The 22,417-nt window shown below is 60.5% G+C and carries 20 protein-coding genes, 1 tRNA gene and 1 pseudogene; 15 read left to right on the top strand and 7 right to left on the bottom strand.

What is annotated here, in order from left to right; genetic code table 11:
• Positions 1-64 precede the first annotated feature (64 nt).
• From B097_RS0103140 to B097_RS0103120, 5 genes are all read left to right on the top strand, one after another.
• On the top strand, positions 65-811 hold the full coding sequence (locus tag B097_RS0103140; protein ID WP_018581089.1) for a M23 family metallopeptidase: 747 nt from the start codon (positions 65-67) through the stop codon (positions 809-811).
• Positions 812-951: 140 nt separating this feature from the next.
• Complete coding sequence (locus tag B097_RS0103135) at positions 952-1,494, top strand: PadR family transcriptional regulator (RefSeq protein ID WP_018581088.1); 543 nt, start codon at positions 952-954, stop codon at positions 1,492-1,494.
• Positions 1,491-2,159, top strand: a complete 669-nt coding sequence (locus B097_RS0103130; RefSeq protein WP_018581087.1) for an ABC transporter ATP-binding protein — start codon at positions 1,491-1,493, stop codon at positions 2,157-2,159. The genes B097_RS0103135 and B097_RS0103130 overlap by 4 nt, the downstream gene beginning before the upstream one ends.
• A gap of 2 nt (positions 2,160-2,161) precedes the next feature.
• Positions 2,162-4,753 carry an FtsX-like permease family protein gene (locus B097_RS0103125; RefSeq protein WP_018581086.1) on the top strand — a complete coding sequence of 864 codons (2,592 nt, stop codon included), beginning with the start codon at positions 2,162-2,164 and terminating at the stop codon, positions 4,751-4,753.
• A gap of 227 nt (positions 4,754-4,980) precedes the next feature.
• Positions 4,981-5,667 (top strand): M23 family metallopeptidase, encoded by a 687-nt coding sequence (locus tag B097_RS0103120; RefSeq protein WP_018581085.1) that lies wholly within the window; start codon positions 4,981-4,983, stop codon positions 5,665-5,667.
• A 12-nt stretch (positions 5,668-5,679) separates the two neighbouring features.
• On the opposite strand, the gene pcrA is transcribed toward B097_RS0103120, so the two are convergent.
• Positions 5,680-8,049: a DNA helicase PcrA gene (gene pcrA, locus B097_RS0103115; protein WP_018581084.1), complete on the bottom strand. Its 2,370-nt coding sequence runs from the start codon at positions 8,047-8,049 to the stop codon at positions 5,680-5,682.
• A 70-nt stretch (positions 8,050-8,119) separates the two neighbouring features.
• On the opposite strand from pcrA, the gene B097_RS0103110 reads away from it, so the two are divergent.
• The gene (locus B097_RS0103110; RefSeq protein WP_026254264.1) at positions 8,120-8,428 is read left to right on the top strand and encodes a chorismate mutase; all 309 of its coding nucleotides are present in this window, start codon (positions 8,120-8,122) and stop codon (positions 8,426-8,428) included.
• Here B097_RS0103110 and B097_RS0103105 read toward each other — a convergent pair.
• Positions 8,425-8,745 carry an antibiotic biosynthesis monooxygenase family protein gene (locus B097_RS0103105; RefSeq protein ID WP_018581082.1) on the bottom strand — a complete coding sequence of 107 codons (321 nt, stop codon included), beginning with the start codon at positions 8,743-8,745 and terminating at the stop codon, positions 8,425-8,427. The genes B097_RS0103110 and B097_RS0103105 overlap by 4 nt on opposite strands.
• 92 nt (positions 8,746-8,837) lie before the next feature.
• Between B097_RS0103105 and pgi the strand changes: the two genes are divergently transcribed.
• Positions 8,838-10,472, top strand: a complete 1,635-nt coding sequence (gene pgi, locus B097_RS0103100; RefSeq protein ID WP_018581081.1) for a glucose-6-phosphate isomerase — start codon at positions 8,838-8,840, stop codon at positions 10,470-10,472.
• A gap of 60 nt (positions 10,473-10,532) precedes the next feature.
• The gene (locus B097_RS0103095; RefSeq protein WP_018581080.1) at positions 10,533-12,011 is read left to right on the top strand and encodes a glutamate-cysteine ligase family protein; all 1,479 of its coding nucleotides are present in this window, start codon (positions 10,533-10,535) and stop codon (positions 12,009-12,011) included.
• On the opposite strand, the gene B097_RS0103090 is transcribed toward B097_RS0103095, so the two are convergent.
• Positions 12,001-12,414, bottom strand: coding sequence for a YccF domain-containing protein (locus tag B097_RS0103090; RefSeq protein WP_018581079.1), 414 nt, complete (start codon positions 12,412-12,414; stop codon positions 12,001-12,003). The genes B097_RS0103095 and B097_RS0103090 overlap by 11 nt on opposite strands.
• Positions 12,415-12,555: 141 nt before the next feature.
• On the opposite strand from B097_RS0103090, the gene B097_RS12385 reads away from it, so the two are divergent.
• Entirely contained in the window at positions 12,556-13,215 is a 660-nt protein-coding gene (locus B097_RS12385) for a DedA family protein (protein WP_018581078.1), read from the top strand.
• Here the strand turns inward: B097_RS12385 and B097_RS0103080 are convergent.
• Both B097_RS0103080 and B097_RS0103075 read right to left on the bottom strand, forming a co-directional pair.
• The gene (locus tag B097_RS0103080) at positions 13,212-14,006 is read right to left on the bottom strand and encodes a DNA-formamidopyrimidine glycosylase family protein (protein WP_018581077.1); all 795 of its coding nucleotides are present in this window, start codon (positions 14,004-14,006) and stop codon (positions 13,212-13,214) included. The two genes, B097_RS12385 and B097_RS0103080, sit on opposite strands and share 4 nt — an antisense overlap.
• A gap of 24 nt (positions 14,007-14,030) precedes the next feature.
• A complete protein-coding gene (locus B097_RS0103075) occupies positions 14,031-18,641 on the bottom strand; it encodes an ATP-dependent helicase (RefSeq protein WP_018581076.1) in 4,611 nt (1,536 codons plus the stop codon).
• Between the two features lie 72 nt (positions 18,642-18,713).
• On the opposite strand from B097_RS0103075, the gene B097_RS0103070 reads away from it, so the two are divergent.
• Genes B097_RS0103070 through B097_RS0103055 form a run of 4 tightly spaced genes read left to right on the top strand, consistent with a single transcriptional unit; the run spans position 18,714 to position 21,125 of the window.
• Positions 18,714-19,478 carry a 3'(2'),5'-bisphosphate nucleotidase CysQ gene (locus B097_RS0103070; protein WP_018581075.1) on the top strand — a complete coding sequence of 255 codons (765 nt, stop codon included), beginning with the start codon at positions 18,714-18,716 and terminating at the stop codon, positions 19,476-19,478.
• Between the two features lie 39 nt (positions 19,479-19,517).
• Entirely contained in the window at positions 19,518-20,318 is an 801-nt protein-coding gene (locus B097_RS0103065; protein WP_018581074.1) for a thymidylate synthase, read from the top strand.
• 53 nt (positions 20,319-20,371) lie between these two features.
• Entirely contained in the window at positions 20,372-20,860 is a 489-nt protein-coding gene (locus B097_RS0103060) for a dihydrofolate reductase (RefSeq protein ID WP_419761037.1), read from the top strand.
• Positions 20,853-21,125, top strand: a complete 273-nt coding sequence (locus tag B097_RS0103055; RefSeq protein ID WP_018581072.1) for a mycoredoxin — start codon at positions 20,853-20,855, stop codon at positions 21,123-21,125. Before B097_RS0103060 ends, B097_RS0103055 begins: the two co-directional genes overlap by 8 nt.
• A gap of 9 nt (positions 21,126-21,134) precedes the next feature.
• On the opposite strand, the gene B097_RS0103050 is transcribed toward B097_RS0103055, so the two are convergent.
• Positions 21,135-21,413 (bottom strand): cg0963 family protein, encoded by a 279-nt coding sequence (locus tag B097_RS0103050; protein ID WP_018581071.1) that lies wholly within the window; start codon positions 21,411-21,413, stop codon positions 21,135-21,137.
• A 183-nt stretch (positions 21,414-21,596) separates the two neighbouring features.
• On the opposite strand from B097_RS0103050, the gene B097_RS0103045 reads away from it, so the two are divergent.
• A tRNA-Arg gene (locus B097_RS0103045) sits at positions 21,597-21,669 on the top strand.
• Positions 21,670-21,834: 165 nt separating this feature from the next.
• On the opposite strand, the gene B097_RS12380 is transcribed toward B097_RS0103045, so the two are convergent.
• On the bottom strand, positions 21,835-22,110 hold the full coding sequence (locus B097_RS12380; protein WP_040429309.1) for a helix-turn-helix domain-containing protein: 276 nt from the start codon (positions 22,108-22,110) through the stop codon (positions 21,835-21,837).
• Between the two features lie 64 nt (positions 22,111-22,174).
• Between B097_RS12380 and B097_RS0103035 the strand changes: the two are divergent.
• Positions 22,175-22,417: pseudogene (locus B097_RS0103035) on the top strand (IS256 family transposase); the annotation flags it as partial.

The raw sequence follows: 22,417 nt of genomic DNA, 5'->3' as shown, positions 1-22,417 counted from the left end.
GATAACAAGATGGTTACGATCCCGACACAGAACGGATCGTGAACAGTTTTGAAAAAGAGGATTCATGCTTAACACGACTACCCGCGCGGGACGCACCGGTGGAAAGCACCGTAAGCAAACCCCTAATAAGGGCCGCGTAGCACTCGTTGCAGTAGCAACCGGCGCGCTCTCCACTGCTGGCGCCGGCGGCGCCGCTGCCGCCAACTTGCAGGCAGCACAGCAGAGCACTCCTCAAGAGTCCAACGTTGATTACACGCTGGCCAACGATAGCGACGTGATCGAACAGACCGACGTGGCAGTCGAAGAGGCTCCACAAATCCTCGCAATCTCCGAGTACAAGCCCACCGAGAACCTGGACGAACAGCTGGGGAAGGCTGTTGAGTACTCCACCGAACTTGCTGAAGCAGATAAGGCAATGCGCGGCCCAGCAGTGGTCAAGCCTGCTGAAGGCGCATTCACCTCTGGATTCGGCCCACGTTGGGGCACCATGCACAACGGCGTTGACATCGCCAACTTGGTGGGCACCCCAATCCTGGCAGTCATGGACGGCACCGTGATCGACTCCGGCCCAGCTCAGGGCTACGGCCAGTGGATTCGCATCCAGCACGGCGACGGCTCCATCTCCGTCTACGGACACATGGAGACCTTGGACGTTGCCGTGGGTGATGCCGTTATCGCCGGCCAGAAGATCGCCGGCATGGGCAACCGTGGCTTCTCTACCGGCTCCCACCTCCACTTTGAGATCCACCCAGCCGGCCAGGGCCCAATTGACCCGCAGCCATGGCTGGCACAGCGCGGCATCTTCCTCTAACTTTTTCTGTCGAATCACCCGCTTCGCAGCGTTGCTGCGGGGCGGGTTTTTCGTTATCCCTCTTGACCACATAAAGGTTACCCAGTAACTTGATGGTTACCGAGTAACCAAGCTCGATATCCAAGCCAAGGAATCCGCCTATGTCAATCAGACACTCCCTTTTGGCCTTGCTCACAGAGCAGCCACGGACGCCGGCCGAACTTCGCCATTCCTTCCACGAAGCCACCGACAACTTCTGGACCCTCAACATGGGGCAAGTCACTCAAACCTTGACCCGGCTTGAGCGCGACGGATGCATCACACCTGTGGGAAGCACCCTGACCGCTACCGGGCACGAAGCTGTCAGTTATGCGATTACCGACGAGGGTCTCGCAGAAATTGCGGCGTGGTGGACCAACCCAGTCCTGCGCCCTGCCACAGAGCGGGACGAACTTGTGATCAAGGTATCGCTGGCAATCGACCGGTCAGATGTTGATTTTCTCGACGTCTTGGACACTCAACGCCGTGCAGTGCTCGCTCAAATTCAGCAGGTCAACAAACTACTACGACAGACCGATTCGTCGTTCAGTGCGCAGCGACTTGCCGCTGAACGCCGCATCTTCGACCTCGAGTCCGATGCCCGCTTCCTCGACCGCGTCGAGGCCATGATGAATGACTCCTCCCGAAAAGGACCCAAGCCATGACCTACCCACTCGAAATGATTGACGTGACGTGCATTTTCGGCGACGGGAGCCGCACAGTCACCGCGTTGGACAGCGTGAACCTGACGGTGCAACCTGGCGAACTAGTCGCCGTAATGGGGCCCTCCGGGTCCGGAAAATCGACCTTGCTCAACGTAGCGGGGCTCCTCCAGCCGGCCACCAGCGGGCGCGTCCTGCTCGACGGGGTCGAAGCCTCCAGCATGTCGCCGAAGAAGGCTGCGGAGTTAAGGCGTAGGAAGGTCGGGGTGGTCTTCCAACACTACAACTTGGTGCCGACACTGACTGTCGGTGAAAATATCTCCCTCCCGCTCGAGCTCGACGGAATGCGCCCTGCGGACTGCCGGGACGCCGCAACCCGCGCACTGGACGAAGTAGGGCTTGCCGGCCTGGATGACGCTTATCCTGATGAAATCTCCGGCGGGCAGGCCCAGCGTGTGGCGATAGCCCGCGCCTTGATCGGCCAGCGGACCTTGTTGCTTGCCGACGAACCCACCGGCGCCCTCGACTCTTCTACCAGCGATGATGTGATGAACGTTTTGCGCGCACGCGTCGACGCCGGGGCAGCCGGGCTGCTGGTCACCCACGAACCGCGATTTGCGGGCTGGGCCGATCGCACCATTTTGATGCGCGATGGACGGGCGAGTTAACCATGAGCACTTTCACCGCCTTAACCCGCCCCACCCGGCGCGATATGCGCCGCCACCCGTGGCGCACGCTTGCTGCTTTCCTCATGATCCTTGTGCCAGTCGCACTGCTGACTGGCCTGTACATGGTGGATGAATCCACGCAGACCCAAAATGCCTTGCGCGAGCAGCGGAATACTATCTGGGTCAGTGGTTCGGCCGAGTGCACGCAAACGGCAGAGGAACGCGGGCCGGCATGCACAGGCCCCAACCCACAGTTGCCGGTCCAGCGCACTTTGGAGGCAGCGCTCCCAGACTTTAATATCGCGTCTACTGTGGACGCCACGGTCGATCTGTCCGCTGGTGGCCTCACCGCGTCAATCAATGTTATTCAGGTCAGCTACTCCCCGGCCACCGCTCTGCCGGGGCCCAACGAGGTCTATCTCCCAACCGAGATTATGCAGCGCCTCGGAGTGAATATCGGCGACACGGTGACTGCAGAGGGCCATGGCACGTGGACCATTACGGGGCGGGCGGCAACCTACCAAGCCGTCGTGGCCGCACCGACGCTGCTCGACCCGGCAACTGTTACTACCGACGATGCGCTGGACGACGCTGGTGTGTTTGTCACGTGGCACGCTGTCGGTTCGGAAACCATGACGTGGGAGGATGTGCAGCGCCTCAACGCGCAAGGCTTTATCGTGGAGTCGAAGGATCTTCACCAGCACTCGGCGCTAAGTGACCAAATCTTCATCGATGTTCTTGCATGGGCCACCCTACTGGTGGCAATGATCTTCCTGTTCCTCTTTGTCACGCCCGTGTTTTCCCTCGCGGCAGGAAAACAGGCCCGAACTTATGCCTTGATGCGGTCACAAGGTGCAACGCGAGGGCATATTCGGCAGTCAGTTGTCGCCTACGGACTATTCACTGGCCTGATCGGTGCTACTGCCGGTGTGCTGCTAGGCATCGGAGCCGCCAGTGCGTATTGGCTGGTGCGCTACCCCGAGTGGCCGCTAGCGATTGACGTACCGACGACGGGTGTCATTTGGTTAGGTGCCGTGATCGGCGCGTTTGTCGCAGCATTTATTCCAGCAATTATTACTACACGCCTGCCTTTGGCGGCCGCGATTGCGGGAGGTGCGCCCGATAAGATGCTGCGATTCAGGCCCTGGATGCTCCTAGGGTTGGTGTTTCTCGCGGTTGGTATCGGCCTTTCGCTGCTGACTAGCGCTAGCGAAACGACCCTCTATTCGGCAGCAGGCCTCGAAGCGTTTTCGTGGCCAGCCATTCTCCTCTTCGTTCTCGCACGCACCTTGTCGTGGCCCCTGATTGTGATTGGGCTAGCCGGTTGCGCGCCTCTGCTTGTCTGGTTGGTGTCGAAGGCGGGATCGTCGTTAAGCACCGTTCCGCGCCTTGCGATGCGCGATGTAGCGCGCCAATCCCTGCGCTCTGTCCCGATTGTTGCTCTCGTGCTCGTGACAAGCTTCATCACGGTGTCGGGCATCACGGGATCGATGGCAAGTAGCGCACGTTCTGTGTCGCTGAGCAATGCCACTTTTAATTCCAAGACAATGTTCTTGTTCGACCACTCCAGCAATACTCTTCCCGACGATGGATACGGTCCTGCGATCGCGGCCGTGGAGCAAGTTGTGGGCCCGACTTCGCAGTACCAGCTCACCCAGGTTGCCACCGACCTGAACGTGGTCGCTGACTCTTCGTGTGTGTCTGGCGGGCGTGACGACGATAGTCCTGAAACCGCACGCCAGTGTTATCCACAGAACAAAATGGACTTTATTAGTCTGCCTGTGTACACCACGCTGGTAGCGGACAAAGACACGTTACGCGCTTTCCGCTTCCCTACCCCAGAAGCCGAGCGCCGCGCACTTGATGCCCTGCAGGAACCTGCCGTTTTGGTCGCCGAGGGCACAGCGCCGCAAGGAACGGGGGATATATGGATCGCACCCAAGGCACACAACGAAGGACCTATAAGAACCAATCAGGCATTCCTTGACGTGCTTCCGGGCCACGCGGGTCCGCCCCTCATCACTGCCGCACTTGCAGAGCAATTAGACCTTGAAACGGAGCCCGGCCCCATGCTGCTCGAAGCTCGCGAGCCGATGACCGACAAGCAGGCCTATGCACTGACGGATTACTTCTCCGGTCCCACCATTCCCCACTCCTTCACCGCCGCCGTCCAGAGCGGACAGCCACGTTACCTACCCGCACTTACTGGGGCCGCGGTCATGCTGCTCATCCTCGTCGTGGTTGCGCTGACTCTGGCACTGTCCACGGCCAGTACAAACCGCCAGTTCGCACTTCTGCGCGCGGTCGGTGCGGATCCTTCCATTCCGCGAAGAATCTCTGGGACCTTCGCCAGCATCCTCGTTCTGCTGGGCACGGTCGCCGGTTCCCTGGCAGGCGTGATCTTTGCGTGGATCACCGCTTCCTCCGACAATGTTGATGCGGCCGGAAATATCCTGCTCACCGGGTCACGTGGCTTCATGGAGATTCACTGGGATCTACTCGGCATCCTCGTGTTGCTGACCCCAGCGTTAGCGTATGCGGTGGGGATCCTGTTCCACCGCGAAGGTCCGATGGAGGTCCAGCGCCGACAGTAACCACCCCCATTTCACCCCTGCCACTCCTTATGTCACATGCGCAACATTAGCCCCACCTGCCCCTTGCGTTTGGGTGGGGTGAGCTGGCTTTATGAAAGGATCTTTACGCAGACAGTCGACATATCCGCACGTCACAGGCATGACGAGCCATTGCAGCCTCCTCTTTCCGCGACTATGTTGAATACGTTTAGTGAACAACTCGATGCTTTGTGAATAAGGACTACTCAATGAAACGTCGCTTGATTGCCGTGGCCACCGCCTGTGTGGTTGCGCTCTCCCCGACCGCGCACGCCAACGCGCTGACCGTGAACCTCGACGGCGCTGAAATCACCGATTATGGTGCCGCCCTTGATTCGTTGGTGAAGGTTGCAGAATCCATCACCACCGCGGGAGCGACGGTCTCCGCCGGCGGGTATTCCGTGGTCTACGACCCTCGTACCCTCCCCGAGTACGACGAGGCCGAAGCTGAAGCAACGACGAGCCGCTACCCGCTCTCCCACCAGGAAGGGTCTGACTCCCAGGGCCGCCGCGTGGTTCTGCCCTCTGAGGGCACGTTTACCTCCGGTTTTGGGCCCCGTTGGGGTGCGATGCACCAGGGCATCGATATCGGTGCGCCTTATGGCACTCCGATTCACGCGGTCATGGACGGTACCGTCGTGAACGCTGGCCCGGCACGAGGCTTCGGAAACTGGGTTGTGCTGGAGCACTCTAATGGCGAGCGCTCCGTGTACGGCCACATGCAGTCTTATAACGTCTCGGTGGGCCAGGAGGTGTCCGCTGGCCAGGTGATCGCTTCCGTCGGCTCGGAAGGCCACTCCACCGGCCCGCACCTGCACTTCGAGATCAAGCCGAATGGCGTAACGCCAGTCGACCCAGTCCCATGGTTTGCGGCACGCGGGATCTACATTTCGTAGCTACGCCTCAATTTAGAGCTTCTCCATTGGTACCCCGCCGATAAGCATCAGGCGGACAGTACCGGAGGAGCCAAAATCGATAGTCACCGTCTCACGCGCGCCTACACCGTCGACGGCAGTCACTGTGCCTAGGCCGTACTTTGCGTGGTTGACTTTGTCGCCCGTCGTTAGATCAAGGTCCTTATTCACCTTCACGGCTGGCTTCTGAGGCCGGCCGCTTGCCCTAGAACCGAAGCGCGAGGGCTGGGATGGGCGTGACGACGAACCACTGCCCCAGGCACTTGCGGAGTGACCATAGGTGGGCTCTTCCCTGCGCCAGTCGATGAGATCCTCCGGGATCTCTGCGAGGAAGCGACTGGCCGGGTTGGTCACTGAGTTACCCCACGAGGAACGCAGCATCGCCCGCGAGAGGTAGAGCTTCTCGCGGGCACGCGTGATTCCCACGTAGGCCAAGCGTCGTTCCTCAGCCAGCTCGGCGGGATCCCCCAGAGCGCGCAAGTGCGGGAATTGGCCGTCCTCCCACCCAGTAACAAAGACGACCGGAAACTCTAGGCCCTTTGCGGTGTGCAGTGTCATGAGTGTGACCACACCCTGTTCATTGTCAGGGATCTGGTCTGCATCGGCGACAAGAGACACTCGTTCGAGGAAGGCTTGCAAACTGCCAGGTTCGGGCTCACCATCGTCGGCCTCGACGATCTCCGCTCTGCCGACCGAACTTGTGAGGTCGGCGTCGGCCTCGACCTGGTACGCCATCTGGTTTGCCGCTTCTGAGGAGAACTCACGTGCCACGGAGACCAACTCATTCAGGTTGTCTAAGCGTGCGCCGTCTTGTGGATCGTTTGAGGCCTCCAGCTCAGCTTTATACCCGGTGATATCCAGGATGCGGGAGACCAACTGCCCAAGATCCGGCATCCCTGTGACCTCGTTGGTCATGCTCGGCAGTTCTGCGCGCAGGGTATCCATCATGTCGACGAAGCCCGTGATCGCATTTTTCGCCCTCGTCGCCAGCATGTCCACGCGGCCCTCGGAGGCGTCGATAAGCGCCTTACCAAAGCTGATGTCATTGTTGTCGGCATGCAGCGCCACCATTGCCTGTGCCTTATCGCCAATAGCGCGCTTCGGCACGTTGACGATGCGGCGCAGGCTGACGGTGTCGTCGGGATTGTCAATCACTCGCAGGTAGGCGATGATGTCGCGGATTTCTTTGCGCTCATAGAAGCGGGTTCCGCCGACGACTTTGTAGGGGATGCCGGAGCGGATGAAGATGTCTTCAACTGCGCGTGAGGCATTGTTGGTGCGGTACATCACCGCGATATCGGAATAGTTCACGCCCTGGTCGGCCAGGCTATCCACTTCGTTGGCGATGAATCGCGCTTCGTCGTGCTCGTTATCGGCGACATACCCGACGATCTTGTCGCCAGAGCCGTGGTCGGTCCACAGGTTCTTCGGCCGTCGGCCCTCATTCTGGCTGATGACAGCGTTCGCTGCTTCCAAAATATTCTGGGTGGAGCGGTAATTCTGCTCCAGCAAAATAGTCTTCGCCGCAGGATAATCGCGCTCGAATTCTTCAATATTGCGGATTGTGGCGCCACGGAAAGCATAAATCGACTGGTCCGAGTCACCCACGACAGCCAGCTCCGGTGCGTCCGGCCCCTCGCCCACCAGAGTGTGCACGAGTTCGTACTGCGCGTGGTTCGTGTCCTGATACTCGTCGACAAGCACGTGCCTAAACCGGCGCCTGTAATAGTCCGTCACCTGTGGGTGCTGCTTGAAAATGCGGACGACTTCACCAATCAGGTCATCGAAATCCAGTGCGTTCGATTCACGCAGTCGCTTTTGGTACTCGACATAAACTTCCGCAACGGTGGTTTCGAAAGGGTTTTTCGTGGTCTGCGCGCTGGCGCTGGCCTGGTCTGGGTCAATCAGCTCATTTTTCAGATTCGAGATCGCGTTGGCCAGCGTGCGTGCGCTGAACTTTTTCAAGTCCAGGTTCATGTCCTTGGCGATCATCGTGAGCAAACGGCGCGAATCGTCTGAGTCATAAATGGTGAAATTGGTGTTCAATCCCGGCACCAGTTGTGCCTGCTGCCGCAATATACGGACACACACCGAGTGAAAAGTAGCCACCCACATGCGTTCGGCTTGCGGGCCAATCAGGCTGCTCACGCGCTCCTTCATCTCGGCGGCAGCCTTGTTGGTAAAGGTAATGGCCAGGATCTGCCATGGCGCTACGCCCCGCTGCGTCAGTAAATACGCGATGCGGCGGGTAAGCACGGCCGTCTTGCCGGAACCAGCGCCCGCGACGATCAAGAGGGGGCTGCCGGAATGCTCTACGGCGGCGGTCTGCTGCGGATTAAGTCCTAAAGTCAGGTCTGTAGTCATAATGACTCTAACCTACTAGGTGGTCAGGACATTGCTGATTTTATGGCCCTCACGTGGCACAATGTCTTTCATGAGTGATTCCCGTGATAACAATCTTGAGATCCGCATGCCGTCTGGTACTGACGACCCACTCTCCGATGCAGAGATCCAGGAATATCGCAAGGAAATCGACCGGCTCAACCGCGTCATCCTCGACGCGGTGAAGCGCCGCACCGAAGTAGCCCAGGCGATTGGCAAAACCCGCATGGGCTCCGGCGGCACCCGCTTGGTGCATACTCGCGAAGTTGCCATCATCAATCAATTCCGCGAGGAGCTGGGCGAAGAAGGCCCTGTTCTGGCTGGGGTCCTGCTGCGCCTGGGGCGCGGCAAGCTCGGTTAATTCTTGGTGGAATCCAGGACCACTTCGAACTCAAGAAGTTCAGCCTTGGTGGCCGCTGGCTTGCGTGGCTGCTCGCCGTCCGCAGGCTGTGCGTGTGCGGTGCGGGCATCGCCATCGCGCCACGCGGCATAGGACTCTTCGTCCGCCCACTGCGTGACGACGAAGTAGCGGTCCTCGCCCTTGACTGGGCGCAGGAGCTGGAAACCTTCGAACCCTGGGGCGGAATCGACGGCGTGCTTGCGTGCTGCAAAACGTTCCTCGAGGGTCTCTGCAGATTCAGCGGGGACGGTCAGTGCGTTAATTTTAACAATGCTCATGAGCACCAGTATGCCCTTTTTCGCAGTCCTCAGCACGAAGGTGCAATTCCGACTAGATTTGATGTTATAGAAACCACCAATCAGGAGGACCTATGTCTGACATCACAACCACTGCTGCCTGGAAGAAGCTCGAGGAGCTTTACCAGTCCAAGAAGAACACTACTCTGCGTGACCTGTTCGAAGAATCTGATCGCGCAGCGAAGTACACCCTCGATGCTGCTGGCCTTCACGTGGATCTGTCCAAGAACCTCATCGACGAGGAGATCGTCGATGCCCTCGTTGCCCTCGCCGATGAGGCCGATGTCACCGGCGCCCGGGAAAAAATGTTCACCGGCGCCCACATCAATAACACTGAGGACCGCGCTGTGCTCCACACGGCTTTGCGTCTTCCCGTCGACAAGGACCTGGAAGTCGACGGCCAGGATGTGGCCGCCGATGTGCACGAGGTGTTTGGCCGGATGCGCGATTTCGCCTCGTCGCTACGCTCTGGCGACTGGTTGGGCCATACCGGCCGCACCATCAAGACCGTGGTCAATATCGGCATCGGCGGCTCGGACTTAGGCCCTGCGATGGCGACGAAAGCACTGCGCACCTACGCGACTGCTGGCATCAATGCGGAGTTTGTGTCCAACGTCGACCCAGCAGACATGACCCGCGTGCTCTCGGAGGTCGACCCAGAGTCGACTCTGTTCATCGTCGCCTCCAAGACCTTCACCACCCAAGAGACTCTGTCCAATGCTCATGCCGCGAAGCGCTGGCTGCTGGAGAAGTTCGACGGCGATGAGTCGGCGATTGCGAAGCACTTCGTCGCGGTATCAACCAACGCGGAGAAGGTCGCGGAGTTTGGTATCGATACCAACAACATGTTCCCCTTCTGGGACTGGGTGGGCGGCCGCTACTCGGTGGACTCGGCCATCGGTCTGTCGCTGATGGCTGTAATCGGCCCGCAGGACTTCATGCGTTTCCTCGAGGGCTTCAACGCGATGGACGAGCACTTCCGCACCGCCCCGGTGCGCGAGAATATCCCGGCGCTGATGGGCCTGATCAACGTGTGGTACCGCAACTTCTACGGTGCACAGTCCCACGCGGTGCTGCCCTACTCGGAGGATCTGGGACGCTTCCCTGCTTACCTGCAGCAACTCACCATGGAGTCCAACGGTAAGTCGGTCCGCCACGACGGCACCGCGGTTACTTATGACACCGGCGAAGTGTTCTGGGGCGAGCCGGGCACCAATGGCCAGCACGCCTTCTACCAGTTGATTCACCAGGGTACGACGATGATCCCTGCGGACTTCATCGGTTTTGCAAACCCGAAGGAGGACCTGCCTACAGCCTCCGGAGAAGGCTCCATGCACGATCTGTTGATGGGTAACTTCTTCGCCCAGACCAAGGTCCTCGCCTTCGGTAAGACGGAGCAGGAGATCCTCGACGAGGGCGTGGCAGCCGATGTTGCGCCACACAAGGTGATGCCGGGTAACCGCCCAACCACCACCATCTTGGCACAGGAGCTCACCCCGTATGTGCTGGGTTCCCTGATCGCGCTGTACGAGCACATCACGTTCACTGAGGGGGTTATCTGGGACATTAACTCCTTCGACCAGTGGGGCGTGGAGCTTGGCAAGCAACAGGCTAACCAGCTTGCGGCAGCCGTGTCCGGCGAAGAGAAGGCTGACACCGGCGATTCCTCCACCGACGCGTTGATCGGTTGGTACCGCGACCAGAAATAACGCCTAATTTTGGTGTAATTTAGCTCACGCCCATACCCGTATCTGTCTAAGCTTATGGGTATGGGCGACGCCGTTTCTTCTGACACTTTCTCCCCCCGCCAGCACACCGATTACCGCAGGCGTCTGATGAGCGACCTCGAGGTCTTCGATGCTCACCTCCAGAAAGCCGAGTTCATCGACCACGGCACGATCGGCCTGGAATTAGAGCTAAATCTCGTCGATAAGCACATGCAGCCAACCACTCGCAATCAGCAGGTTCTGGCGGAGCTTGACGATGAGTACCAGTCCGAGATCGGTGCCTACAACGTGGAGCTCAACCATCCTCCATTGTCTTTGGAGGGTGATGGGCTGCGTCGTTTGCACGCAGGCCTAGATGAGCGGCTGGCCTCTGTTCGTTCTGCGGCATCAAAGGCCGGCGCGCAGGTAGCGATGATTGGCACGTTGCCGACGATGACCACTGAGTTTCTCGAGGATCCTGCCTGGATGACCAAGGAAAACCGCTACCAGGCGCTGAACAATGCAATCATTACCTCGCGCGGGGAGCTGATGCGGCTAGATATATCCGGCCCTGAGGATTATGCCCACGAGTTCGAGGACATTGCACCAGAATCAACGTGCACCTCGATGCAGCTGCATTTGCAGGTCGCCCCGAACCGTTTCGCCGATGTATGGAACGCTTCCCAGGCGATCGCCGGTGTCCAAGTGGCGCTGAGTGCGAATTCGCCGCTGTTCATGGGGCACCGCTTGTGGCATGAATCGCGGATTCCGGTGTTCGAGCAGTCGATTGATACGCGCACGCCCGAGCTAGTGACGCAGGGTGTGCGGCCACGGGTGTGGTTCGGGGAACGGTGGATCACCAGCGTCTTTGATCTGTTCGAGGAGAACGTGCGCTACTTCTCCCCCATCCTCCCGGAGGGCCGTTCAACACCGATCATGGATGGTGATTCGCCGTCGCTGCACTACCTCAACCTGCACAATGGCACGGTGTGGCGCTGGAACCGCCCGATTTATGATTCCAGCCTGGACCTCTCCCATATCCGCGTGGAAAACCGCCTGCTGCCGGCCGGTCCCACCGTGGCTGACATCGTCGCCGACGCCGCCTTCTACTATGGCCTGGTGAAGTTCCTCGCGGAGCAAAATCGTCCCGTCTGGTCACGGTTGACCTTCGATGATGCTCGCGATAACTTTTTCTCCGCCGCACGCAATAGCCTCTATTCGCGCCAGGTCTGGCCGACCCTGGGCCGGACAAGCGCCGCCGAGCTGGTCGCGGAACACCTACTTCCCCAGGCGCGCGAGGGTTTGGTGGCCCTGGAGGTTGAACGGGAGCTTATCGACGAGTACCTGGGCATCATCGAGGGCCGTTCCACCACCAGGCAAAATGGTGCCGCCTGGCAACTCGGTGTTGCTAAAGTTTTTGGCCGTGGGTCCGCCCCGGATTCGGAGGATCGTCGTCAAGCAATGGCCCGGATGCTAGAGCTCTACCTAGAGAACCAAGCCACAGGCCGGCCGGTGCACACCTGGGAGATTCCTACATCTTGATCATCGGTTCCCAGCCGACGGGGATGTGATCGCTGTCGACGATGCGCCTTCCGAAGGGGAAGCACGTTACGGGGATCATGCGGAGGTTGGCGATAGCCAGCGGGATGCCGATGATGGTGATGGCCTGCGCTGCCGCTGTGGTGATGTGACCGATGGTCAACCAGAGGCCGGCGATCACGAACCAGATGATGTTGCTGATCGTCGAGAAGGTGCCGGTGCCCTGGACGGGTTGGACGACGGAACGGCCGAAAGGCCACAACGCGAACTTTGCCATGCGGAAGGACGCGATACCCGCGGGGATAGTGATGATAAAAATGCAGGCGATAATTCCGAAGAGGAAGTAGCCGATCGCCAGCGGTAGACCTGCGAAGATGAGCCAGATGATATTGAGGATGAGGTTCATGCTTCCAAGGTTATAGGAGTACGGTGTGTGAAAGTGTGCCGATCGCTGGGAACTTGCACTATTGGTTTCGTCGTGAGGGACAACTAAGGCAGAATGGGATAACCATTTTATTATTGACGAGTTTTGTAGAGAGAAGGCGTAGTGCAGGCAATCATTGATTGGGTAGTCAACCTGATGGAGGTCCTTGGGGCCCCCGGTGTTGGTATCGGTATCTTGCTGGAAAACATTTTCCCACCAATTCCGTCTGAGGTGATCCTCCCCCTCGCCGGCTTCACGGTGTCTCAAGGCTCGCTGAACATGCTGAGCACCTTCATCTGGGCAACGGCCGGCTCCGTGGTCGGCGCCTACCTGCTCTACGGCTTGGGCGCGTGGCTGGGTGCGGACCGCCTGCGCCGCATCGCCGATAAGATGTGGCTAGTTGACGCGAACGACGTCGACAAGGCCCTGAACTGGTTTGAGAAGTACGGCGCCCCGTCTGTGTTCTTTGGCCGCCTGATCCCGGGTGTGCGTTCGTTGATTTCCATCCCAGCCGGTATTGACCGGATGAACCTGCTGAAGTTCGGGCTGTGGACCCTGGCCGGTTCAGGTGTGTGGAACGCACTGCTCATCTACCTGGGCTATGTGCTGGGCGACCAATACACCAAGGTGGCCGACGTGATTGACCAGTACTCGACTGTCATTTACATCATCATCGCGGTCGCCATCATTGCCCTGGTCATCTACCTCATCGTGCGCAACAACAAGCGCAAGAATTCTGGGGAGTCCGAAAAGACTGGAGAGACTGAAAAGTCCTCTTCCTAAGGCTCCGGCTGGCAGCGCGGACACCACCAGATGACGCGCTCCAGATCCCCCTCCCCGCCAAGAAAACCTTTGGTGATCAGGGTCCCGCACCGCCTGCAAGGCTTGTTATTGCGCCCGAAGACATAGCTTGTTTCCCCGGCCCGTTTCACCCCAGTGGTGACGCGGACCGGGGAATCTTTATTGGCCCACATCAACCGCCGCGAGATCTCAAGAATGCTTCGCACGTCGACCTCACTGACAGGTACCGCGGGGTGGACGCCAGCGATGAAGCAGACCTCTGCGCGGTATTCGTTGCCGATCCCCGCCACGTTCTTCTGCTCCAGCAGGGCGCGGCCAATCTCCCTGGCGGGTTGGGCCTCGATCCTGCGCACCACTTCTTCAATGTCCCATTCCTCGTCCAAGATATCGGGACCAAGATAGCTTGTGCGCTGGGAATACTCTGCCGTCGGATAGACCTCGACCAGCCCCAGCCAGTGCCCGACCACCTCGATATTGCGGGGGTGATCGTCGTCAAGCTCAAGCACAACGCGCGCAGAATGCCCCGGCTTGCGCCACCTGGTGCCGGTGCGATGGATGGCCCAGGTGCCCTCCATTTTCAGGTGCGTGTGCAGGATGTTGGTGCCGAACTGCATGAACAGGTGCTTTCCGTAGGGCCACACGCGTGTGCAGGTCAGGCCGGTGAAGTCGACGGTTGCAGCACTAGGCCAGCGTATCGAGCAGCGCGTCACCTCCCGCCCCTCCATGAAGTTCAGGCGCTTGGCTAGTTGGTAGACGGAATCACCCTCAGGCATGCCCTGAAGACTAGCCTGCGCTGATTAATCGTCGAAATTCAGCTCTTCGATCGCTTCGGCAACGGTGCGGCCGCGCTTCTTGCTTGTCGACGATCCCCCGCGCCCACCAATCTTCGCGCCCCGCGGGGTGACTGCCGCCCCGTATTCGCGCAGCACGTAGGCACTCTCACCGTTGAGTTTCTCAACGTTCAAGGGCCGGATGCGGCCGTGGCCTACTTCGTCGATCAGTGCCCCAACGACCATGCCCATGGGGTCGCCCACCCCGTCGGGGAAGCTGTCGAAGAAGGTGGTCATTGTCTTGCCACCGCGGGTGATGTGGGCGGCGAGGAGCCCGTCGATGAGCACAACAAGCGCCCCGGCACTTCTGGTGGGCCCCTGCACGGGCCACGGGAGTGCCGCACCATAAGGGTTGGCGGGGTCGGTGGCCGCAAGCACGTGCACCTTGGGCTCGCGGGTACCGGAAGGCCAGCCGACAACATCGTCGGTGTCCTGGTGGCCGCGGAGGCGGTCGATCACCGCCGGGGTAGAAAACTGGGCCGCGCCCAAACCTTCCACCAAGTATCCGCGCATGGCTTTGCCGGATTCCTCAAAGCCGCTGAGCACCTTGTAGGCCAGCGCAAAGCCGCCGATCACGTCCTCAGAGACCACCGATCCGCGAGTGACCACCCCGTAACGGTCCAGCCACGCTTCGCCCTGCGCCATGGACCGGGAGGTGGCATCGGTATCCGGCGCAGGCGTGGCCGCCCAGCGCCCCGTCATATCTGGTGGTGTGGCCGGGGCGAATGTACTGCGCCCCATGCGCACCCGTGAACGCGAAGGGCGGCGCTTCACCTTGTGCGCCGTCTTTCCCCCGGATAACCGGGCGCGGATCGGGGCAAAGGAATCGGGCGCGATCTGGCCGGCCTCCACCAAATCCCACATCGCCTCGCGAAGTTCTTCTGTAGTGGTGCCTTCCACGAAGTCAGAGAAAAGGAAACCTCCACCGCCGCGCATGCGGTCCATGATCTGCTGCTGGGTCAGGCTAAGCACCGGCGCTTCAGACTGCGGGATGAGCTGCTCGGCATAATCTGCGGGCAGCAACATGATCCACGGGTCACGCGCCCCCGCTTTACCGGCGCCGACGATGAGAACCTCGCCGGAAAGGGTCAGCTCATCGAGCATCAGCGGCGAATAATCGCCGACGCGCGAAGGAAGCACCAAAGACTCCCACGCGCTGGCCGGCAGACGCACCCCGGCCAGCTGTTCAATTACGGTGTACACCCCATCGGCACCCCGCAGCGGGGCGCGCACTCCCTGGGGTGCCACGTTGGCCCAGTCCACGCTAAAACGTGCAAGTGCCGACTGCGTCACGGGCCTAGTCTGGGCACGCGCTGCCGCCAAAGAGCGCGAACGAATAATCCGCAGCACCTCGGCGGCCACATACTCCTGCTCCTCCACACCTTGGCGGTAGCGGCCTTCGATCACCTTGTCCGCATCGACTAGTGGCTGCAGCGCGGAGTAGGCGGCACCGACCGCCAACCCGAAAGCCCCCGCCAGATCACGCAAAGTAAAAGGCCCACGGGTGCGCACCCACCGGCTCACCAACTGTTGCAATGCGTCTTCCACGGTATCGACCTGCGCCGCCACCCCAGGCGGGACAGGCACCCCCAGACCATCGCGCAGCAGCGGCGCATCCAACACTTGGGCCACGTGCTCATGCCCGCCGATGCGCACCCGCATGATCCGCCCAGCCAAGGATTGCTCCAGCGCGTGCAAAGGCACAGAGGTATAGGTCTCCAGCTCGTCGATACGCACCGGGCCCGTCATGCGCAACGTGTCAGCAAACTGCTCCGAAGTGGCGGCCTTACCCACGCGCCGCAGCGACGCATCCACCTCGGCGATAATCTCCGCGTCCAAGAGTTCGCGCAGCTCCACCGTGCCCAACAGCTTGGCCAACAACGAAGGATCAAGCGCCAGAGCAGATGCCCGCTTCTCCGCCAGCGGGGTGTCCCCCTCATACATGAAAGCGCCGGTGTAATTGAACAACAGCGATGAAGCGAACGGGCTGGGCTGCTCGGTGGTCACCTCCGCGATCCGCACCCGGCGCGTATTCAGATCCCCCATCACCGTTTCCAGCGCCGGCAGGTCATACACATCCTGCAGGCACTCGCGCACAGTCTCCAAAATGATCGGGAAGGAAGGATACTTCCGCGCCACATCCAGCAGCTGCTCCGCGCGTTGGCGCTGCTGCCACAAAGGCGCACGCTTCCCCGGGTTCCGCCGCGGCAACAACAGGGCGCGGGCTGCGCACTCCCGGAAGCGGGAGGCGAACAGCGCCGAATTCCCCACCTGATCAGTCACGATCTCCGCGATCTCATCAGTATCAAAAACAAACAGCGAACCATCCGGTTCCTTATCCATCTGCGGCAAGCGCAGCACAATCCCGTCATCGCCCGCCACCGCCTGCGCATCCATCCCGGTGTCCTGCGCAATCCGCCAGCCCGTCGCCAGCGCCCACGCCGCATTCACCCCCTTGCCAAAAGGCGTATGCAACACCACCCGCCAGTCCCCCAGCTCATCCGTGAACCGCTCCAGCACCAGCGTCGTATCGTCCGGGACCACGCCAGTGGCCTCGGCTTGCTCCGCCAAGTAGTTCGCCAGGTTGGCCCGCGCCTTCTCATCCAGGCTCTTATCGACGATCCCCAGATCCGAGTGGGCCTCTCGTCGATAAGCACCCAAGGCCTTCCCCAACTCATAAGGCCGGCCCTGCGCATCGCCAGTCCAAAACGGCAGGCGGCCAGTGTGCCCCGGCGCGGGTGTCACCTGCACCTGATCACGCGTGATGTTCTCAATACGCCAGCTGGACGCGCCCAGGGTGAACACGTCGCCCACACGCGACTCATACACCATCTCCTCATCGAGCTCACCGACGCGCCGGGGTCCCTTCCCCTCTGCCTCGGAGCCGACGAGGAAGACCCCGAACATGCCGCGGTCCGGGATAGTGCCGGCATTAGTCACCGCGACGCGTTGAGCGCCGGGGCGGGCGCGCAGCACCGTGCCGTCGAGGATGGCGCGCGGTCGCAGGTCCGAAAAATCGGTGGAGGGATACACGCCGGTGACCAGGTCGATCACCGAGTCGAAGACCTCGCGGGCCAGGTCGCGGTAGGGCCAGGCGCGGCGGACGGTCTCGTACCAGTCGTCCACCTCGATGTCTTCCACGGCCACCGCGGCCACGGTCTGCTGCGCGAGCACGTCCAGCGGATTGCGCGGGGTGTGCAGCTCTTCGATCAAACCCTCGCGCATCCGCGGCACAGTCACCGCCGTTTGCACCAGGTCAGACCGGTGCTTCGGGTAGAAAGAGCCATGGCTGACGGCACCGACTTGGTGCCCGGCGCGGCCGACGCGCTGCAGGCCGGAGGCGACCGACGGTGGGGATTCCACCTGCACCACCAGCTCCACCGCTCCCATGTCGATGCCCAGTTCCAGCGAACTAGTGGCCACCACGGCCTTCAGGGTGCCTTCTTTCAGCATCCTTTCGGTGATGGCGCGTTCATCTTTGCTGACGCTGCCGTGGTGGGCGCGCGCGATCACCGGCGCGGCGTGCCCTGCGGTGTCTGTGTATTTCATCAGTTGGGCTGGGGTGCGACGCTCGGGCGCGCTTAACGACGAAGGGTCGTGCTCCTTCGCCCACCGCTCATTGAGTTGGGAGGTGAGTCTTTCTGCTGTGCGCCTGGAGTTGACGAAGACGAGTGTGGAGCGATGGGCCATGATCTCGTCGTAAAGCTGTGCCTCGATGTGTGGCCAGATGGACTTCGGGGCGGCGGGTGTGTCGTCGAGGGTTAGGTCATCGTCGATAATGGCGTCGCCAATGGTGGAGGCGTCTTCGGGCACGGGCAGGTCGCTCATGTCGTCGACGGGCACGCGGACGTTGAGTTCCCACTCCTTCTTGGCGGTGGGGTCGATGATGGTGGTGTTCTCGCCGAGGAAGTTCGCTACCGCGTCGAGGGGACGGACGGTGGCGGAAAGCCCGATGCGCTGGAAGTTGCCGGCAATTCGGCGCAGGCGCTCCAGGGTCAGGGTGAGGTGGACGCCGCGTTTGGTCCCGGCGAGGGCGTGGATTTCGTCGATGATGACGGTGTCCACGTCTTTTAAGATCGCGGCGGCCTTGGAGGTGAGCATCAGGTAGGCGGACTCCGGCGTGGTGATCAGGATGTCCGGCGGTTTTCGTACCTGGCGGGCGCGTTCGGACTGTGGGGTGTCGCCGCTGCGCACGCCAACGGAAATGTCAGGCATGGGCCGGTCCATGCGTTGTGCCACTCGTGCGATGCCGTTGAGTGGTGCCCGGAGGTTATTCTCCACGTCGACGCCCAGGGCCTTGAGTGGAGAGATATAGAGCACTTTTACGCCACGGGTCTCAGATCCTGTCGCTTGGCCGACCGGCAGGACTTGTTGGCCGTGGCGTTCCACCAGTGAGTTCAGCGACCACAGGAACGCAGCCAGCGTTTTACCGGAACCCGTGGGGGCTACTACCAGCGAGTTTTCTCCAGCGGAGATGGCTTCCCACGCCTGGGCCTGGGCTGGTGTGGGGGCTGCGAAGACTTCCGAAAACCATGTGGCCACCTGTGGGTGAAAGCGGTCCAGGATGTTTTCGGTCATGGGCCTACTTTAGCGTTATTGTTCTGCATTGTTACTTCCCGCGATGCGCCGTTGCACTGTAGTCTGGGAGGCATGACCGCTCAGTATTCTGATTCTCGGCTGACAAACCTTATCGCCCAGGGCACCGGCGAGATCCTGAAGGGGATCCGCGGTGTGGGCACGCTTCGGGGGCGTGAGCTCGGCGAGGCGGGTGATGATCTAGCGCAGAACTGGATCGCGCGCGTGCTGCGCCAGCACCGCCCCGATGATGGTTTCCTCTCTGAGGAAGCTGCCGATAACCCGACCCGCTTGGACAAGGACCGCGTGTGGATCGTCGACCCGCTCGACGGTACGAAGGAGTTCGCGACGGGACGCCAGGACTGGGCCGTACACATCGCCCTCGTCATCAATGGTGTTCCTGAACACGCCGCCGTGGGTCTGCCGGACTTGGGCGTGGTATTCAAGTCCTCGGACGTGCGCCACGTCTCCGGCCCGTTTGCCGGCAAGATTGCGATTTCGCGCAACCGCCCGCCGAAGATTGCACAGCACGTGGCTGACGGCCTGGGCTTTGAGGTCGACGGGCTGGGCTCTGCCGGTGCGAAGGCGATGCACGTGTTGCTGGGCGACCACGATGCGTATGTTCACGCCGGTGGCCAGTATGAGTGGGATCAGGCAGCACCGGTCGGTGTCGCGCTGGCCGCGGGCCTGCACGCCTCCCGCCTCAACGGTGAGCCGCTGCGCTACAACAATGCGGATACTTACATTCCGGATCTGCTAATTTGCCGCCCAGAGTTGGCGGATCAGATCCTGGAACTGACCACCTCCTTCCTCGACGAGCACGGCAGCTTCGAGGCCTAAGCTTTCCACGTTCGCGTGATTTGTTCTAAGGTGACCGGTATGACTGTGCCTACTCCCTATGAGGACCTCCTGCGCGACATCCTGGACAATGGCCAGGCCAAAGGCGACCGCACCGGAACCGGTACGCGAAGCGTTTTTGGTCGCCAGATCCGTTATAACCTCGCTGATTCTTTCCCCCTGTTGACCACCAAAAAGGTGTTCTTCAGGGGTGTTGTCGGCGAGCTGTTGTGGTTTTTGCAGGGTGACTCCAATGTGAAGTGGCTGCAGGACAACAACATCAAGATCTGGGACGAATGGGCCGGCGAGGACGGCGAGCTCGGCCCCGTCTATGGCGTGCAGTGGCGCAGCTGGCCCACCCCAGACGGTCAGCACATTGACCAGATTCAAGGTGCGCTGGATACCCTGCGCAATAACCCGGATTCGCGCCGCAATATTGTCTCCGCCTGGAACGTGGCGGAGTTAGACAAGATGGCGCTTCTGCCCTGCCACTTGTTGTTCCAGCTGTACGTGGTGGACGGGACGCTATCCATGCAGGTCTATCAGCGCTCCGCGGACATGTTCCTTGGCGTGCCGTTTAATATTGCGTCCTATTCCCTGCTGACCCACATGTTCGCCCAGCAGGCTGGCCTAGAGGTCGGCGAGTTCATCTGGACGGGTGGCGATTGCCATATCTACAACAACCACGTCGACCAGGTCCGCGAGCAACTCAGCCGGGAGGCTCGCCCCTACCCGCAGTTGAAGCTGAACAAGGCTGCCAGCATGTTTGATTACACCTTCGACGACATCTCCGTCGAGGGCTATGATCCGCACCCGAAGATTTCGGCCCCGGTGTCAGTATGATCGGCGCGATCTGGGCCCAGTCCCTCGATGGCGTCATCGGCGACGGCGCCACCATGCCCTGGCACCTGCCTGAGGACCTGCGCCATTTCAAAGAAACCACGCTGGGCTTCCCCGTGGTAATGGGACGCCGCACCTGGGAGTCCCTACCGAAGAAGCCCCTGCCCGGCCGCGAGAACTTCGTCGTTTCCTCGCGCGAGGCCGGCGAGTGGTCCGATGGCGCTTTCGTCGTCCCCGAAGTCCCCGAGCTAGACACCGAGGCTTGGATCCTTGGTGGTCCGCAGCTGTGGGAGTCCTATATGGACTCGCTGGACGTCATTGAGATCACGCTTATCGACGCCCACGTCGCAGACTTCTACGGCCGGCGCGCCGTTCTGGCCCCACAGGTGCCTGAGCACATGTTCGCCCTGATGCTAGATACTGAGTGGATGACCTCAGAAAAAGGTCGCCTGGTTATCCCCGGCGCCCCCGCGGACCATTCTCCTGAACCGTTGCGTTACCGGTTCCTCCGTTACGAAAGAAAGGTTGCTAAAGACCATGTCTAACCCGACTGATCACGTCACCATGTACATGACCACCTGGTGCCCACACTGCGCGAAGCTGCAAAAGCACTTGGACCGCACCGAAACCCCTTATGCCACCATCGATATCGAGGCAGAAGGCAACGAAGATGCCGCAAAGTGGGTGGAGTCCGTCAACGACGGCAACCAGGTCGTGCCCACCATCCGTTACTCGGATGATTCACATATGACGAACCCGCGTGCTTCCGCCGTACGGGCGAAGTTGCGCGAGCTCACAGGCGAGGAGTAAACCCCTGTTCTAGTCCTCGTCGTCAATACCGAACAGGTCCAGCATGTCCTGCGGCGACAGGGACGCCGTGTGTCCGCTCAGCTCGCGTGCCGAAACCTCGTTGAGGTAGTTCTCAATCGCGGTTTTGAGCCGGCGCGCGTCGTGTGGATTCAGCAGGAGGACGCGTTTCGACGATCCCCCAAGCAGCTCCTTATCCACGGATAGGGCGGGGATCCCGTCTTTGCTGACGATCTCAACGTCGATCTTGCGGCGCTGGATATCGGTGAAACTTGGTTGGGTTTGTGGCATAGTCCTCGAAGATTCCTTCCGGTCTTGAACTAGGTTTTGCTTTTCAGCAAGAAACAGTACGTCCAGCCTAATTTATGTTGCTTTCGCTTTGTGCGGTAGCCTTAGTTTTCGTTGCCTCGGGTGCCCCTGTCCTCGGCCCTCCGCCGGAGTTCGGTCACCAGGTTCCAAGGCGACGGCATCACTGCCCCAGTAGCTCAGTGGATAGAGCACGGCTCTCCTAAAGCCGGTGTCGGAGGTTCGATTCCTCTCTGGGGCGCTTTGTGATTAGTCGGGACATACTTGACAGTATCCGTCGCGACATGGTTGACAGTCGGCCTCACCGGCCTAGAACAGTGTTCTTGGGTGGTGGGGCCTTCTTTGTACTCGGGGTAGTGTTCTCGATGATGTTGGGCTGGTAGGGCATGGCCGCTGTGTGAGCACTCTAGGAAATGGTGTCTGGGCCGTTGTCGGCTCCTTTAGAGGACAGTTCGCGGCGGATGGCGATGATCTGTTCGATGGTTGATTCTGGGGTTGTGTGTGGTTGTGATCGTGGTGTGCGTGGTTGGGGTGTGAGTGCGTCTAGTCCTCCGGCGTCGTAGCGGGCCAGCAGGGTGTAGATCCATTGTCGGGAGCGTTTGAATGTGCGTGCGGCTTCGGAGACGGTCATGCCTTGGCGTCTGATTGCGGTGACGATCGCGATGTTTGTTTTCTTACTCAGGTTGAGAGGGTGTCAGATGGTTTGTGTGTGAGGGATTCCCCTCACACCAAGGAGATGAACCAGAATGACTACCGTGGCACGACGAAACCCAGAGGACTCCGCAAAGATCAAAGCGATCGAGGAAAAGCTCCTCGCCAATCCTGAGATGGCGAAGCTGATCGACGAGCTCGGCACCTCCACCACGGATGCCAACGATCTCGTCCGGGGCCTGCTCCAGGCCTCGATCAACCGGGGCCTCAACGCCGAGATGGATGCCCACCTCGGCTACCAGCACGGCGACCGGAACAGCAAGGAAGCCGCTGGTCAG

This window comes from Corynebacterium pilosum DSM 20521 = CIP 103422, from assembly GCF_000373805.1.
GTDB classification, from domain to species: domain Bacteria; phylum Actinomycetota; class Actinomycetes; order Mycobacteriales; family Mycobacteriaceae; genus Corynebacterium; species Corynebacterium pilosum.
The sequence above is the reverse complement of the archived record's forward strand: the minus strand, read 5'-3'. Positions and strand labels throughout refer to the sequence as shown.

Coding starts and splice junctions, on each gene's coding strand:
- B097_RS0103140 (WP_018581089.1), top strand. CDS start 65: ATGCTTAACACGACTACCCGCGCGGGACGCACCGGTGGAAAGCACCGT.
- B097_RS0103135 (WP_018581088.1), top strand. CDS start 952: ATGTCAATCAGACACTCCCTTTTGGCCTTGCTCACAGAGCAGCCACGG.
- B097_RS0103130 (WP_018581087.1), top strand. CDS start 1,491: ATGACCTACCCACTCGAAATGATTGACGTGACGTGCATTTTCGGCGAC.
- B097_RS0103125 (WP_018581086.1), top strand. CDS start 2,162: ATGAGCACTTTCACCGCCTTAACCCGCCCCACCCGGCGCGATATGCGC.
- B097_RS0103120 (WP_018581085.1), top strand. CDS start 4,981: ATGAAACGTCGCTTGATTGCCGTGGCCACCGCCTGTGTGGTTGCGCTC.
- pcrA (WP_018581084.1), bottom strand. CDS start 8,049: ATGACTACAGACCTGACTTTAGGACTTAATCCGCAGCAGACCGCCGCC.
- B097_RS0103110 (WP_026254264.1), top strand. CDS start 8,120: ATGAGTGATTCCCGTGATAACAATCTTGAGATCCGCATGCCGTCTGGT.
- B097_RS0103105 (WP_018581082.1), bottom strand. CDS start 8,745: ATGAGCATTGTTAAAATTAACGCACTGACCGTCCCCGCTGAATCTGCA.
- pgi (WP_018581081.1), top strand. CDS start 8,838: ATGTCTGACATCACAACCACTGCTGCCTGGAAGAAGCTCGAGGAGCTT.
- B097_RS0103095 (WP_018581080.1), top strand. CDS start 10,533: ATGGGCGACGCCGTTTCTTCTGACACTTTCTCCCCCCGCCAGCACACC.
- B097_RS0103090 (WP_018581079.1), bottom strand. CDS start 12,414: ATGAACCTCATCCTCAATATCATCTGGCTCATCTTCGCAGGTCTACCG.
- B097_RS0103080 (WP_018581077.1), bottom strand. CDS start 14,006: ATGCCTGAGGGTGATTCCGTCTACCAACTAGCCAAGCGCCTGAACTTC.
- B097_RS0103075 (WP_018581076.1), bottom strand. CDS start 18,641: ATGACCGAAAACATCCTGGACCGCTTTCACCCACAGGTGGCCACATGG.
- B097_RS0103070 (WP_018581075.1), top strand. CDS start 18,714: ATGACCGCTCAGTATTCTGATTCTCGGCTGACAAACCTTATCGCCCAG.
- B097_RS0103065 (WP_018581074.1), top strand. CDS start 19,518: ATGACTGTGCCTACTCCCTATGAGGACCTCCTGCGCGACATCCTGGAC.
- B097_RS0103060 (WP_419761037.1), top strand. CDS start 20,372: ATGCCCTGGCACCTGCCTGAGGACCTGCGCCATTTCAAAGAAACCACG.
- B097_RS0103055 (WP_018581072.1), top strand. CDS start 20,853: ATGTCTAACCCGACTGATCACGTCACCATGTACATGACCACCTGGTGC.
- B097_RS0103050 (WP_018581071.1), bottom strand. CDS start 21,413: ATGCCACAAACCCAACCAAGTTTCACCGATATCCAGCGCCGCAAGATC.